The organism is Pseudomonas sp. PP3 (assembly GCF_905336995.1).
Classification (GTDB): domain Bacteria; phylum Pseudomonadota; class Gammaproteobacteria; order Pseudomonadales; family Pseudomonadaceae; genus Aquipseudomonas; species Aquipseudomonas reinekei.
Genome location: NZ_HG995459.1, coordinates 4,976,893 through 4,990,853 on the forward strand (window position 1 = coordinate 4,976,893; position 13,961 = coordinate 4,990,853).

Consider the following 13,961-nt stretch of genomic DNA (forward strand, 5'->3'; position numbering starts at 1 on the left):
TTTTTCTACAGGGATTGGTAACTTGGCTGGATACCTCCATCCTGTCGCGCACAATCCAAGAGGTGATTGATGCGCGCCAACTCGTCTGATCCACAAGACACCGTCACAGCAACACAACCGATCAAGGCCGAGCGGCTGCGCTTGCTTGATCGCGTCAGTAAATACCGTCAGCCCATCGGCCTTGCGGTCACGCTGCTGTTGTTCGCGATCGCGCTGATTGCCTGCCGTCACCTGCTGAGCGAACTTGATCTGGACGCTCTGCACGACTCGATTCTCGACGTACCAAAACCGGCATTGCTCGGTGCACTGGGCGCCACCGTGGCAGGCTTCATCATATTGCTCGGCTACGAATGGTCAGCCAGTCGCTACGCCGGCGTGAGCCTGGCACCGCGCACCCTGGCTCTGGGCGGCTTCACCGCTTTCGCCATCGGCAATGCCATCGGCCTTTCGATGCTCTCGGGCGGTTCGGTTCGCTACCGTTTATATGCGCGTCACGGCCTCGGGGCCACTGAAGTCGCGCACATGACGCTGTTCGCCAGCCTGTCGCTCGGTTGCGCACTGCCGCCGCTGGCAGCACTGGCGACGCTCAGCAGCCTGCCCGCGGCCTCTGCGGCGCTGGGGCTCTCCGAAACCTTGCTCGGCGCCATCGCTGCCGCCGTGCTGCTGTTGTTCAGCGTGCTCGCCATCGGCCTATACCGTCGCCGCTTGCCGGAACAACCTTACGCCGACAACCTGCTGGTCAAGATCGGTCGTCGCACCCTGCGCCTGCCAGGGCGCCGCCTGACCTTCCTGCAATTGATCATCACCGCCCTGGACGTAGCCGCCGCCGCGACCGTGCTTTATCTCCTGCTGCCGCAAGCCCCGCCCTTCGGCGCGTTCCTGCTGGTGTACCTGCTGGCTCTGGCTGCGGGCGTACTCAGTCATGTACCGGGTGGCGTCGGCGTGTTCGAAGCGATCTTGCTGGCGGCCTTTTCCGACAAGCTCGGCGCCGCGCCACTGGCCGCTGCCCTGCTGCTCTACCGCCTGATCTACGTGGTGCTGCCGATGTTGGTGGCGTGCCTGTTGCTGCTGGTCAACGAAGGCCAGCGGCTGTTTCAGACCCGTCAGACGCTGCGCGCCGCATCTGGCCTGGCAGCCCCGATCCTTGCTGTGCTGGTGTTCCTGTCCGGCGTGGTGCTGTTGTTTTCCGGGGCAACACCGGAAATCGACACCCGCCTGGAACATATCGGTTTCCTGATTCCCCATCGTCTGGTGGACGCCTCGCACTTTGGCGCCAGCCTGATCGGCGTATTGTGCCTGCTGCTTGCTCAGGGCCTGCGTCGGCGACTGTCGGCGGCATGGATGCTGACCACCGTTCTGTTGCTGGTCGGTGCCCTGCTCTCGCTGCTCAAGGGTTTCGACTGGGAAGAAGCCAGCCTGATGGTGCTGACTGCAAGCCTGCTGGGGGTTTTCCGCCGCTCGTTCTATCGTCCGAGCCGGCTGACCGAATTGCCGTTCTCACCGCTATACCTGGTGGCCAGCCTGTGCGTACTCGGGGCTTCGATGTGGCTGCTGTTGTTCGCCTATCAGGACGTTCCCTACAGCCACCAACTCTGGTGGCAGTTCACCCTCGACGCCGATGCACCCCGTGGCTTGCGCTCACTGCTCGGCGCCGCGGTGCTGCTGGTGGTGGTCTCCCTGACCTGGCTGCTGCGCACTGCCCGGCCGGTGATTCACCTGCCGACGCCCGATGAACTGGAGCGCGCCAGCAAGATTCTCATGGCATCCGCGCAACCGGACGGCGGCCTGGCCCTGACCGGTGACAAGGCGCTGCTGTTTCACCCCAACGACGAGGCGTTCCTGATGTATGCCCGTCGTGGCCGCAGCCTCGTGGCGCTGTATGACCCGATCGGCCCAGCCCAGCAACGAGCGGAAATGATCTGGCAGTTCCGTGACCTGTGCGACATCCACCACGCCCGCCCTGTGTTCTATCAAGTGCGCGCGGAGAACCTGCCGTACTACATGGACATCGGCCTGACCGCGATCAAGCTCGGTGAAGAAGCCCGGGTCGATCTCAAGCGCTTTGATCTCGAAGCCAAGGGCAAGGAGATGAAGGACCTGCGCTACACCTGGAACCGTGGCACCCGCGATGGCCTGTCGCTGGAAATCCATGAGCCGGGCCAGGCGCCGATGGACGAGCTCAAGGTGATTTCTGATGCCTGGCTGACCGGCAAGAACGTGCGCGAGAAAGGCTTCTCCCTAGGCCGGTTCAGTGATGATTACCTCAAGCATTTCCGCATTGCGGTGATCCGTTTCGAAGGACGCCCGGTGGCATTCGCCAACCTGCTCGAGACCTACAGCCATGACCTGGCCAGCCTCGACCTGATGCGTGCACACCCGGAAGCTCCGAAGCTGACCATGGAGTTCATGATGGTCGGCCTGATTCAACATTATAAGAGTCACGGATACGCGCGCTTCAGCCTGGGCATGGTGCCGTTGTCGGGGTTGCAACCCCGTCGCGGGGCACCGCTGACCCAGCGCCTGGGCTCGATGGTTTTCCGCCGTGGTGAGCAGCTCTACAACTTCCAAGGCTTGCGCCGCTTCAAAGACAAGTTCCAGCCTGACTGGGAACCCCGTTATATGGCCGTGCCCGCCGGACTCGATCCGCTGGTTGCCCTGGCCGATACTGCCGCCCTGATCGCGGGCGGCTTGACTGGATTGGTGAAACGCTGATGATTCAACGCTCCCTGAAGTACATTCTGGCAGCACTTATTGTGCTGGCCGTGATTCTCGGTGGCGGTTTCTGGTACCTCAAACGCCCGGCACCGGAACCGACCCTCGAACAGCTCACACCGGCCGATGGCGCGGCCATGACCCGCGTCATCCCCGGCACCACGCCGAAGGCCCAAGTACTGGTGGCGGTCACTGACGACCAGAAGCTCAATGACAAACAACTGACCACTCTGAGCCGCAGCGCCTCGGCGCAAATCGTCCAGGTAATTCTGCCCAAGGACTGCCTGCTGCAAAGCCGCGCCTTGCAAGCCGGCCTGCGCGAGCTGAAAGGCCCGGCCACGCTGGTCAGCGGCATCGGTCCGGGCGCCGTGCTGGCCTGGCGCTGGTTGTCGGAACAGAAGAACGACAAGGCCCAGGCCGTGTCGGTGGACCTGGCCTTGGAAAAACCCGGTGGCTGCACGCACTTGCTGCCGAAAAGCGCCGCCCACGGTCACTGGCTGGTGGCCTGGAACGACAACCCGGACGACACCAGCGCCGGGTTCGTGCGCGATCAACCCAACGCCGAAACCAGCATCAGCGACTACGACATCAACCTGCCACAAGTGCTGAACAACGAACTGCGCAAGCTCCTTGTCGGCGGCGACAAAGCCGCCGGCGGCCTGCAGATTCCGGTGGTTGAAGTACCGGCCGGCCAGGCCAAGGACACGGTCACCCTGTTCCTCTCCGGTGACGGCGGCTGGCGCGACCTGGACCGCGACGTCGCAGGCGAAATGGCGAAGATCGGCTACCCGGTGGTTGGCATCGACACCCTGCGCTACTACTGGCAGCACAAGAGCCCCGAGCAAAGCGCCCTGGACCTGGCAGAGCTGATGCAGCACTACCGGCAGAAGTGGGGCACCAAGCGCTTCATCCTCACCGGCTACTCGTTCGGCGCCGATGTCCTGCCGGCGATCTACAACCGTCTGGAGCCAGCAGAACAACAGCGCGTCGACGCTATCATCCTGCTGGCCTTCGCCCGTACCGGCAGCTTCGAAATCGAAGTCGAAGGCTGGCTCGGCAACGCTGGCAAAGAAGCCGCCACCGGCCCGGAAATGGCCAAGCTGCCCGCCGCCAAAGTGGTGTGCATCTACGGTGAAGAAGAAGTCGATGAAAGCGGCTGCACCGACAAGACCGCCGTAGGCGAAGTCATCAAGCTGCCCGGCGGCCACCACTTCGACGAAAACTACCCGGCCCTGGCTCAACGGTTGGTGGATGTGATCGAGAAGCGGCAAGCCAAGGAAACTGAAGCTCAGGAGTGATCTGTAGTTTCACCCACGAAAAACGCCCCGACTCGCGAGAGCCGGGGCGTTTTTTTGGTCTTCACGAAACTTCGCAAAGCCATGCTCTATCGGTAGGAGCCGGCTTGCTGGCGATGGCGGCCTTCCAGTCGACATCGCCGCGCCCGACACACCACCATCGCCGGCAAGCCGGGCTCCTACAGGGGGAACGCGTACACCAAAAAGGCAGTCGGCCCGCAGGCCGCCTCGGTGGGAAGAATATGGTCGGTCGTCAGGCGCCATCGCCAGCAAGCCGGCTCCTACAGATATTTGTATTATCCGCAGGACCCGGGATTGCGCGAAGGGCCTACATCTCCACCTGCGTCCCCAACTCAATCACCCGGTTCAGTGGCAGATTGAAGAAGCGCAGGTTGCCGTTGGCGTTCTGCAACATGAAGGCGAACAGCGCCTCGCGCCAGCGGGACATGCCTTCGAGCTTGGAGGCAATGACCGTTTCACGGCTGAGGAAGTACGTGGTGCGCATCGGGCTGAAGTCCAGTTCATCGAGATGGCACAGCTTCAGCGCCTGCGGTACGTCCGGTTCATCGGTGAAACCGAAATGCAGGATCACCCGGAAGAAACCTTCGCCGTAGGACTCGACCTCGAAGCGTCGGTTCGGTGGCACCCGCGGGATGTCTTCGTACACCACGGTCAGCAGCACCACTTGCTCGTGCAGTACCTGGTTATGCAGCAGGTTGTGCAATAACGCGTGAGGAACGGCGTCCGGTCGCGCGGTGAGGAACACGGCCGTGCCCTGCACGCGATGCGGCGGTTGCACAGCGATACTGCTGATGAAAATTTCCAGCGGCAGGCCACCCTCGTCGATACGTTCGACCAGCAGCTGCTTGCCGCGCTTCCAGGTGGTCATCAGCACGAACAGCGCGAGCCCGGCGATGACTGGAAAAGCACCACCCTGAATGATTTTCGGCACGTTGGCAGCGAAGTACAGACCGTCTACCAGGAGGAAACCGATCAACAGCGGCACGGCGAGGAGCGGAGGCCATTTCCACAAGAGCAATATCACCGCCGACACCAGAATAGTGGTCATCAACATGGTCCCGGTCACGGCCACACCGTAGGCCGACGCCAGCGCACCCGAGGATTCGAAACCCAGCACCAGCAAAATCACGCCAACCATCAGCGCCCAGTTCACTGCACCGATGTAGATCTGGCCCTGCTCAGCGCTGGACGTGTGTCGAATGTGCATGCGCGGAATGTATCCGAGCTGGATCGCCTGACGTGTCAGCGAGAACGCACCGGAGATCACCGCTTGCGAGGCAATGACCGTGGCCAGCGTCGCCAGGCCGACCAGCGGAATCAACGCCCAGCTCGGCGCCAGCAGATAGAACGGGTTGCGCGCGGCTTCTGGATCGCCGAGCAGCAGCGCACCTTGACCAAAGTAGTTCAGCATCAGCGCCGGCAGCACGAGGATGAACCACGCACGGGCAATCGGCTTGCGGCCGAAGTGGCCCATGTCGGCGTACAGCGCTTCGGCGCCAGTCAACGCCAGCACCACCGCGCCAAGGATCGCCACGCCCATGCCTGGGTGCACGATGAAGAAGCGCACGCCCCACGCCGGGTTCATCGCTTGCAACACTTCAGGGTGCTGCAGGATGCCGTAGACACCCAGCGCCCCGAGCACCACAAACCAGGTGACCATGATCGGCCCGAACAGGATGCCGATGCGCGCGGTGCCGTGACTTTGAATCAGGAACAGCGCCACCAACACCACCAGCGACAGCGGCACGACCCAGTGGTCGATTCCCTCGAATGCCAGCCCCAGGCCTTCAATCGCCGAGAGCACGGAAATCGCCGGTGTGATCATGCTGTCGCCATAGAACAGCGCCGCACCGATCAACCCGCAAACCACCAGTAACGAGCGCAATTTCGCGTGCCCTGCCGCCGCCCGCCGCGCCAGCGCAGTGAGCGCCATGATCCCGCCCTCGCCCTGGTTGTCGGCGCGCAGGACAAACATCATGTACTTGATCGACACGACCCAGATCAGCGACCAGAAGATAAGCGCCAGGATCCCCAATACGCCGTCATGATTGACCGGCACACCATAGCCGCCGGAAAACACTTCCTTGAGGGTGTACAGCGGGCTAGTGCCGATATCGCCGTAAACCACTCCGACCGCCGCGACCAGCATGCCGATCGGCTTCGCTGCCGAATGCTCGGCCCCCGCAGCCTGACTACTTGCCTGACCCATCCATCACTCCTACTACCCAGACCCGGGCTTCTTCGAAGAAGCACTATGCTTTGTCGTGAGCATGCGCTGTTTTACTTCACGTTACAGACGTTTTGTTGACAGTAAAAAATCGGTAAAGCCCAACGGCGCGAAGCATAGCGCAGCACTCGTCGTATTTCCCTGCATAAAGCTGGTCAAGTGCGTCCACCATCGCTAGAATTGCGCACTTTTTGATCAGAGGCGCGATAAAGCGTCCGTCTGTCGCCTTGCCGATCACGGCTGGAGGCGTCACAAAACACCGAGGTTAGACATGTCCACCACTCCTGCGCCGGCCAATCCAAAGGTTGGCTTCGTATCCCTGGGTTGCCCGAAAGCACTGGTCGACTCCGAGCGCATCCTTACCCAGCTGCGCATGGAAGGCTATGACGTCGTGTCCACCTATCAGGACGCCGATGTCGTGGTGGTCAACACCTGCGGCTTCATCGATTCGGCCAAGGCAGAATCTTTGGAAGTGATCGGCGAAGCGATCAAGGAAAACGGCAAGGTTATCGTGACCGGCTGCATGGGCGTCGAAGAAGGCAACATCCGCGACGTGCACCCGAGCGTGCTGGCCGTGACCGGGCCGCAGCAGTACGAGCAAGTGGTCAACGCCGTGCACGAAGTCGTGCCGCCGCGCCAGGATCACAACCCGCTGATCGACCTGGTGCCGCCGCAAGGGATCAAACTGACCCCGCGCCACTACGCGTACCTGAAGATTTCCGAAGGCTGCAACCACAGCTGCAGCTTCTGCATCATCCCGTCGATGCGCGGCAAACTGGTCAGCCGCCCGGTGGGCGATGTGCTCGACGAAGCCCAGCGCTTGGTCAAATCCGGTGTTAAAGAGTTGTTGGTGATCTCTCAAGACACCAGCGCCTACGGCGTCGACGTGAAATACCGCACCGGTTTCTGGAACGGCGCGCCGGTGAAAACCCGCATGACCGAACTCTGCGAAGCCCTCAGCACCCTCGGCGTCTGGGTTCGACTGCACTACGTTTACCCGTACCCGCACGTTGATGAACTGATCCCGCTGATGGCCGCCGGCAAAATCCTGCCGTACCTGGACATCCCGTTCCAGCACGCCAGCCCGAAAGTGTTGAAGTCGATGAAACGCCCGGCGTTCGAAGACAAGACCCTGGCACGCATCAAGAACTGGCGCGAAATCTGCCCGGACCTGATCATCCGCTCGACCTTCATCGTCGGCTTCCCGGGCGAGACCGAAGAAGACTTCCAGTACCTGCTGAACTGGCTGACCGAAGCCCAGCTCGACCGTGTCGGCTGCTTCCAGTACTCGCCGGTCGACGGCGCACCGGCCAACGACCTGGACCTGGAAGTGGTGCCGGATGACGTCAAGCAGGATCGTTGGGAGCGTTTCATGGCGCACCAGCAGGCCATCAGCTCGGCGCGCCTGCAAATGCGCATCGGCCGTGAAATCGAAGTGCTGGTCGATGAAGTCGACGAGCAAGGCGCGGTCGGCCGCTGCTTCTTCGATGCCCCGGAAATCGACGGTAACGTCTTCATCGACAACGGCAGCAACCTGAAACCGGGCGATAAAGTCTGGTGCAAAGTGACTGACGCCGACGAATACGACCTGTGGGCTGAACAGATCTAAACGCAAAAAACATGAAAAGCCCCGCTCTCTTGACGAGATGCGGGGCTTTTTTACGGCTATCGTTTGGTGAAGAACGGAATCTCATCTTTTACAGCCGGTTGCAGAGAGAAGGAGCAGGCGGGCATGCGCCAACATTCGGTCATCCACACACCGAAACAGAGTGACTATGAAGAACTGACCCGGGTCTGGGAGGCCTCGGTCCGAGCCACCCATGATTTTCTGCCGGACAGCTACATCAATCTGCTGAAGAACCTGGTGCTGACCCGCTACCTGGATGCGGTGATGCTGATTTGCACCCGGGACGCGCGCCAGCGCATCACCGGGTTCGCCGGGGTTGCGGCGGGCAAGATTGAAATGCTCTTTATCGACCCGGCGCATCGCGGCCAGGGCTTGGGCAAACAGCTGTTGCGTTATGCCATGGAACACCTGAACGCCGATGAGCTCGACGTCAACGAACAGAACCCACAAGCGTTGGGGTTTTACTTCAAGCAGGGGTTCGAGGTGATCGGCCGCTCGGAGGTTGATGGCATGGGCCAGCCGTATCCCTTGTTACATATGCGGATGCGCCAAAATCACAAACTTTCACAGCACGGCTGACCTGACACTGAACCCTGTGGGAGCTGGCTTGCCAGCGATGCAGACGCTGCGGTCTATCCTGATGCGTCAAGGTGATGCAATCGCTGGCGAGCCAGCGCCCACAGGAAATGCAACGGCATTGAAATGGGACCGGGCTTAACCGGCGCCCAGCAGGTACAATGCCCACCCCTTTTTTGTTACGGCCCTGACATGACTGACCCGATTCGTCTCTCCAAACGCCTCATCGAACTCGTCGGCTGTTCCCGTCGGGAGGCTGAGCTGTTCATCGAGGGCGGCTGGGTCACCGTCGACGGCGAAGTCATCGACGAGCCGCAGTTCAAGGTCGGCACCCAGAAAGTCGAGCTCGATCCAGAGGCCAAGGCCACTGCGCCGGAACCGGTCACCATTCTGTTCAACGTGCCTGCCGGCATGGACGCGGACACCGCCATGGCGACCATCAGCGCCGAGACGCTGAGTGAAGAACACCGCTACGGCAAACGTCCGCTCAAGGGCCACTTCCAGCGCCTGACCGCCAGCACCGACTTGCAAGCCAACGCCAGCGGTCTGCTGGTGTTCACCCAGGACTGGAAGATCCTGCGCAAGCTCACGGCCGACTCCAACAAGATCGAGCAGGAATACGTGGTCGAAGTCGAAGGCGACATGGTCGAACACGGTCTTAACCGCTTGCAGCACGGCCTGACCTACAAGGGCAAGGAATTGCCGGCAGTCAAGGCCAGCTGGCAGAACGAAAACCGCCTGCGCTTTGCCATGAAGAATCCGCAACCGGGCGTGATCGCCCTGTTCTGCCAGGCCGTCGGCCTGAAGGTCGTGGGCATCCGCCGCATCCGCATCGGCGGCGTGTCAATCGGCAAAGTGCCCGTGGGGCAATGGCGCTACCTGTCCGGCAAAGAGAAGTTCTAAGACTTCTGACGCCGCCACACATTTTGGTGCTGCTTTTAGGCGGCACCCACTGCTGAATATCAGGACTGCACACCATGATTCACAATGACGTACTGCGCAGCGTGCGCTACATGCTCGACATCAGCGACAAGAAAGTCATCGAGATCATCAAGCTCGGTGGCATGGACGTCACCCTGCCAGACTTGCTGACCTATCTCGACAAGAAAGAAGAAGACGAAGAAGGCTTCGTACGCTGCCCGGACGAAGTCATGGCGCACTTCCTCGACGGCTTGGTGATCTTCAAGCGCGGCAAGGATGAAAGCCGTCCACCACAGCCGATCGAAGTGCCGGTGACCAATAACATCATTCTGAAAAAGCTGCGCGTGGCCTTCGAACTGAAGGAAGACGACATGCACGCGATCCTCAAGGCCGCCGAGTTTCCGGTGTCCAAACCTGAGCTGAGCGCGCTGTTCCGCAAGTTCGGCCACACCAACTACCGCCCGTGCGGCGACCAGTTGCTGCGCAACTTTCTCAAGGGCCTGACCCTGCGCGTCCGCCCGCAATAAGCGTTCATTTCCCCCCGAGCCGGCTTGCTGCGGACGGCGTTCCGACGATGGCGATTTCAATGACGCCATCGCCAGCAAGCCCGCTCCTACAGGGGGTGGTCGCAAGCCAGGCTGTATGAATCCCCATTCCGCGCAAAAATAATGGCTCCGTTTTGGACGGCTGACGACTAGGGTGTAAAGACCTTCAGTTCTCAGGATTAGCCATGCATCACTACTTTTCCCTGCAAGGCCGCACCGCCCTGGTGACCGGCGGCACCCGTGGAATCGGCAAAATGATCGCCAAGGCCTATGTCGAAGCCGGCGCGACCGTGTACGTCTGCGCCCGCGACGTCGAGGCCTGCCAGCAGACGGCTGATGAACTCGGCGCCCTCGGACGCTGCCACGCAGTGGCCGCCAACCTGGCCACGGAAGAAGGCGTGCAACAACTGGCCACGCGCCTGGGCGAGCAGATCACCCATCTCGATATTCTGGTGAACAACGCTGGCACCACCTGGGGTGCGCCACTGGAAAGCTACCCGATCAAGGGCTGGGAAAAGGTCATGCAGCTCAACGTGACCTCGGTGTTCAACTGCATCCAGCAATTCCTGCCACTGCTGCGCAAGGCAGGTTCCGAGGTGAATCCGGCGCGGATCATCAACATCGGCTCGGTGGCTGGCATTTCCTCCTTCGGCGAACAGGCTTACGCCTACGGCCCCAGTAAAGCAGCGCTGCATCAATTGTCGCGGATCCTGGCCCGGGAGCTGGTCAGCCAGCACATCAACGTCAACGTGATCGCGCCGGGACGCTTTCCGAGCAAGATGACTCAGCACATCGGCAACGATGAACAGGCACTGGCGAAGGACACAGCGTTGATTCCAATGAAGCGTTGGGGGCGTGAGGAGGAGATGGCGGCGCTGGCGATCAGTCTGGCGAGTACGGCTGGGGCCTATATGACCGGGAATATCATTCCGCTGGATGGTGGGTTCAGTCTCTGACACCCGCTTTTGTGGCGAAGGAGCTTGCTCCCTCGCCACGGAATGCGCATGGGTTATCATGCCCGCCTCTTTTGCGCCTCGACTTCAAACCATGACCTACAGCGTTTCCCCCATCGGCTTCGTGCGCTCCTGCTTCAAGGAGAAGTTCGCCATCCCGCGCCAACCGCAACTGGCCCCGGCCGCACGCGGCGTTCTGGAACTGGTGGCGCCGTTCGATCAGGGTGATGCCGTGCAGGGCCTGGAACAGGTCAGCCATGTCTGGCTGCTGTTCCTGTTCCATCAGGCTCTGGAGGAAAAGCCGCGCCTGAAGGTCCGCCCTCCGCGCCTCGGCGGCAACAAATCCATGGGCGTATTTGCGACCCGCGCAACCCATCGTCCCAACGGCATTGGTCAATCCGTGGTGAAGCTGGACAAGGTTGAAGCCGATCGCCTGTGGATATCCGGCATCGACTTGCTGGACGGCACGCCCATCCTCGACATCAAACCCTACGTGCCCTACGCCGACATCATCGACGGTGCCTCCAATACCATCGCCAGCGCCGCGCCGCCGTTGATTGCCGTGGAGTGGACGGATGCCGCATTGCAACAGGCTCATGGCCATGCTCAGCGCCTTGCAGAGCCTTTGGTCGAGCTGATCGAGCAATGCCTGGCGCAGGATCCGCGCCCGGCGTATCAAACGCCCGCGCCGGAGCGGGAATACGGTGCGCAGTTCTGGGATGTAGATGTGCGGTGGCACTACCCGACGCCGGAGCAGATTCGCGTCCTGGAAGTCATCCCCGCAAGCGAGTAGACGCCGGAAACAAAAAAGCCCGCGCTACCTTTTCAGGTAACGCGGGCTTTTTGCAGGAGCTGGCTTGCCAGCTCCTGCAGGTGACCTGTGGTCACTTCTCGACGAACGCACGCTCGATCAGGTAATCACCCGGCTCGCGCATCCGCGGCGAAACTTTCAGGCCGAAGCTGTTCAACACTTCGCTGGTCTCGTCGAGCATGCTCGGGCTGCCGCACAGCATGGCGCGGTCGTCCTGCGGGTTGATCGGTGGCAGACCGATGTCGCTGAACAGCTTGCCGCTGCGCATCAGATCGGTCAGGCGGCCTTCGTTCTCGAACGGCTCGCGGGTCACGGTCGGGTAGTAGATCAACTTGTCACGCAGGGCATCGCCGAAGAACTCGTTCTGCGGCAAGTGCTCGGTGATGAACTCGCGGTAAGCGACTTCGTTGACGTAACGTACGCCGTGGCACAGGATCACTTTTTCGAAACGCTCGTAGGTTTCCGGGTCCTGGATGACGCTCATGAACGGCGCCAGGCCGGTACCGGTGCTGAGCAGGTACAAATGTTTGCCAGGCTTCAAGTCATCCAGCACCAGCGTGCCGGTAGGCTTCTTGCTGATGATGATCTCGTCGCCTTCCTTCAAATGCTGCAACTGGGAAGTCAGCGGACCATCAGGCACCTTGATGCTGAAGAACTCGAGATGCTCTTCCCAGTTCGGGCTGGCGATCGAGTAAGCGCGCATAAGCGGGCGGCCGTTGGGCTGTTGCAGGCCGATCATCACGAACTGACCGTTCTCGAAGCGCAGACCCGGATCACGGGTGCACTTGAAGCTGAACAGAGTGTCGTTCCAGTGATGAACACTGAGGACACGCTCGTGGTTCATGTTGCTCATGTACGTGGGACTCCTGGAGATTGGTCTGCGCTTGCTCTTGCAGAGCCGGGGTGCGCAATTGCATCGCATTCTAATAGCGACGACAATATCTGTTAACTGGATTATTAAGATAAGGGTTATCGGTTATATCGATATGCGATTTACTCTCCGTCAACTTCAAGTCTTCGTCGCCGTCGCCCAGCAGGAAAGCGTATCCCGTGCTGCGGGACTGCTCAACCTCTCGCAATCGGCGGCAAGCACCTCGATCACCGAACTGGAGCGCCAGTGCAGCTGCCAATTGTTCGACCGTGCCGGCAAACGACTGAGCCTCAACGCCTTGGGCAAACAGCTGTTGCCGCAGGCGGTGGCGCTGCTTGACCAGGCCAAGGAAATCGAAGACCTGCTCAACGGCAAGTCCGGTTTCGGCTCGCTGGCGGTGGGTGCGACACTGACCATCGGCAACTATCTGGCCACCCTGCTGATCGGCAGCTTCATGCAGCGCCACCCGGAAAGCCAGGTAAAGCTGCATGTGCAGAACACTGCCAATATCGTGCAACAAGTGGCGCACTATGAAATTGATCTGGGTCTGATTGAAGGCGATTGCAGCCACCCGGACATCGAAGTGCAGAGCTGGGTGGAAGATGAACTCGTGGTGTTTTGCGCGCCGCAGCACCCCTTGGCCAAGCGCGGCACCGCAACCATGGATGAACTAAGCCACGAAGCCTGGATTTTGCGTGAACAAGGTTCCGGCACGCGCCTGACGTTTGACCAGGCCATGCGTCATCACCGCAGCGCGCTGAATATCCGCCTGGAGCTCGAGCACACCGAAGCGATCAAGCGCGCGGTGGAGTCCGGCCTGGGGATTGGATGCATATCGCGCTTGGCACTACGGGACGCCTTCCGCCGCGGCAGCCTGGTGGCGGTGGAAACGCCGGATCTGGATCTGGCGCGGCAGTTCTACTTCATCTGGCACAAACAGAAGTACCAGACATCGGCGATGCGCGAGTTCCTCGATCTGTGCCGCGCCTTCACCGCCGGGGTTCAGCGCAGCGACGAGATCGTGTTGCCAACCATCGCTTAAAGCAGAATCACGGCCCACACCAACGCAATCATGGTCAACGCCACCAGCTGTGCGGCGCTGCCCATGTCCTTGGCGTTTTTCGACAGTGGGTGCAACTCAAGGGAAATACGGTCGATGGCCGCTTCTACCGCCGAGTTGAGCAACTCGACGATCAGTGCCAGCAAACAGACGGCAATCAGCAAGGCCTGCTCGACACGGCTGACGTTCAGGAAGAACGACAGCGGGATCAGGATCACATTGAGCAAGACCAACTGGCGAAAGGCGGCTTCCCCGGTAAAGGCTGCGCGCAGGCCGTCCAGCGAGTAGCCGGAAGCATTGAGGATACGTTTAAGGCCGGTCTGGCCTTTGAAAGGTGACATA

General features: G+C 60.9%; 12 protein-coding genes. 9 read left to right on the forward strand and 3 right to left on the reverse strand.

Annotated elements, in window-relative coordinates; genetic code table 11:
* Positions 1-69: 69 nt before the first annotated feature.
* Together mprF and KHO07_RS22650 are read left to right on the forward strand one after the other, a co-directional pair.
* Positions 70-2,712 carry a bifunctional lysylphosphatidylglycerol flippase/synthetase MprF gene (gene mprF, locus KHO07_RS22645; protein WP_150732128.1) on the forward strand — a complete coding sequence of 881 codons (2,643 nt, stop codon included), beginning with the start codon at positions 70-72 and terminating at the stop codon, positions 2,710-2,712.
* Positions 2,712-4,010 carry an AcvB/VirJ family lysyl-phosphatidylglycerol hydrolase gene (locus KHO07_RS22650; RefSeq protein ID WP_150732127.1) on the forward strand — a complete coding sequence of 433 codons (1,299 nt, stop codon included), beginning with the start codon at positions 2,712-2,714 and terminating at the stop codon, positions 4,008-4,010. Before mprF ends, KHO07_RS22650 begins: the two co-directional genes overlap by 1 nt.
* Positions 4,011-4,335: 325 nt before the next feature.
* On the opposite strand, the gene KHO07_RS22655 is transcribed toward KHO07_RS22650, so the two are convergent.
* Entirely contained in the window at positions 4,336-6,237 is a 1,902-nt protein-coding gene (locus KHO07_RS22655; RefSeq protein WP_212625600.1) for a potassium transporter Kup, read from the reverse strand.
* A gap of 289 nt (positions 6,238-6,526) precedes the next feature.
* On the opposite strand from KHO07_RS22655, the gene rimO reads away from it, so the two are divergent.
* The 6 genes from rimO (at position 6,527) to tsaA (ending at position 11,670) form a co-directional block, all read left to right on the forward strand.
* A complete protein-coding gene (rimO, locus tag KHO07_RS22660) occupies positions 6,527-7,864 on the forward strand; it encodes a 30S ribosomal protein S12 methylthiotransferase RimO (RefSeq protein WP_024011887.1) in 1,338 nt (445 codons plus the stop codon).
* Between the two features lie 123 nt (positions 7,865-7,987).
* Complete coding sequence (locus KHO07_RS22665; RefSeq protein ID WP_150732124.1) at positions 7,988-8,461, forward strand: GNAT family N-acetyltransferase; 474 nt, start codon at positions 7,988-7,990, stop codon at positions 8,459-8,461.
* A 189-nt stretch (positions 8,462-8,650) separates the two neighbouring features.
* Positions 8,651-9,361 (forward strand): rRNA pseudouridine synthase, encoded by a 711-nt coding sequence (locus KHO07_RS22670; RefSeq protein WP_034146799.1) that lies wholly within the window; start codon positions 8,651-8,653, stop codon positions 9,359-9,361.
* A 74-nt stretch (positions 9,362-9,435) separates the two neighbouring features.
* Positions 9,436-9,906, forward strand: coding sequence for a DUF1456 family protein (locus KHO07_RS22675; RefSeq protein WP_046816549.1), 471 nt, complete (start codon positions 9,436-9,438; stop codon positions 9,904-9,906).
* Between the two features lie 203 nt (positions 9,907-10,109).
* Entirely contained in the window at positions 10,110-10,880 is a 771-nt protein-coding gene (locus KHO07_RS22680; protein WP_150732123.1) for an SDR family oxidoreductase, read from the forward strand.
* Positions 10,881-10,971: 91 nt separating this feature from the next.
* Complete coding sequence (gene tsaA, locus KHO07_RS22685) at positions 10,972-11,670, forward strand: tRNA (N6-threonylcarbamoyladenosine(37)-N6)-methyltransferase TrmO (protein ID WP_212625601.1); 699 nt, start codon at positions 10,972-10,974, stop codon at positions 11,668-11,670.
* A gap of 91 nt (positions 11,671-11,761) precedes the next feature.
* Here the strand turns inward: tsaA and fpr are convergent, their stop codons facing one another.
* Positions 11,762-12,541, reverse strand: a complete 780-nt coding sequence (fpr, locus tag KHO07_RS22690; protein WP_008054100.1) for a ferredoxin-NADP reductase — start codon at positions 12,539-12,541, stop codon at positions 11,762-11,764.
* Between the two features lie 133 nt (positions 12,542-12,674).
* Between fpr and KHO07_RS22695 the strand changes: the two genes are divergently transcribed.
* Positions 12,675-13,601 carry a LysR family transcriptional regulator gene (locus KHO07_RS22695; RefSeq protein WP_075946790.1) on the forward strand — a complete coding sequence of 309 codons (927 nt, stop codon included), beginning with the start codon at positions 12,675-12,677 and terminating at the stop codon, positions 13,599-13,601.
* Here KHO07_RS22695 and KHO07_RS22700 read toward each other — a convergent pair.
* On the reverse strand, positions 13,598-13,960 hold the full coding sequence (locus tag KHO07_RS22700) for a diacylglycerol kinase (protein ID WP_008060649.1): 363 nt from the start codon (positions 13,958-13,960) through the stop codon (positions 13,598-13,600). The two genes, KHO07_RS22695 and KHO07_RS22700, sit on opposite strands and share 4 nt — an antisense overlap.
* Between the last annotated feature and the right edge of the window lies 1 nt (position 13,961).

What these genes read in the sequence shown, in the direction of transcription:
- mprF (WP_150732128.1), top strand. Translation starts at nt 70, where the DNA reads ATGCGCGCCAACTCGTCTGATCCACAAGACACCGTCACAGCAACACAA.
- KHO07_RS22650 (WP_150732127.1), top strand. Translation starts at nt 2,712, where the DNA reads ATGATTCAACGCTCCCTGAAGTACATTCTGGCAGCACTTATTGTGCTG.
- KHO07_RS22655 (WP_212625600.1), bottom strand. Translation starts at nt 6,237, where the DNA reads ATGGGTCAGGCAAGTAGTCAGGCTGCGGGGGCCGAGCATTCGGCAGCG.
- rimO (WP_024011887.1), top strand. Translation starts at nt 6,527, where the DNA reads ATGTCCACCACTCCTGCGCCGGCCAATCCAAAGGTTGGCTTCGTATCC.
- KHO07_RS22665 (WP_150732124.1), top strand. Translation starts at nt 7,988, where the DNA reads ATGCGCCAACATTCGGTCATCCACACACCGAAACAGAGTGACTATGAA.
- KHO07_RS22670 (WP_034146799.1), top strand. Translation starts at nt 8,651, where the DNA reads ATGACTGACCCGATTCGTCTCTCCAAACGCCTCATCGAACTCGTCGGC.
- KHO07_RS22675 (WP_046816549.1), top strand. Translation starts at nt 9,436, where the DNA reads ATGATTCACAATGACGTACTGCGCAGCGTGCGCTACATGCTCGACATC.
- KHO07_RS22680 (WP_150732123.1), top strand. Translation starts at nt 10,110, where the DNA reads ATGCATCACTACTTTTCCCTGCAAGGCCGCACCGCCCTGGTGACCGGC.
- tsaA (WP_212625601.1), top strand. Translation starts at nt 10,972, where the DNA reads ATGACCTACAGCGTTTCCCCCATCGGCTTCGTGCGCTCCTGCTTCAAG.
- fpr (WP_008054100.1), bottom strand. Translation starts at nt 12,541, where the DNA reads ATGAGCAACATGAACCACGAGCGTGTCCTCAGTGTTCATCACTGGAAC.
- KHO07_RS22695 (WP_075946790.1), top strand. Translation starts at nt 12,675, where the DNA reads ATGCGATTTACTCTCCGTCAACTTCAAGTCTTCGTCGCCGTCGCCCAG.
- KHO07_RS22700 (WP_008060649.1), bottom strand. Translation starts at nt 13,960, where the DNA reads ATGTCACCTTTCAAAGGCCAGACCGGCCTTAAACGTATCCTCAATGCT.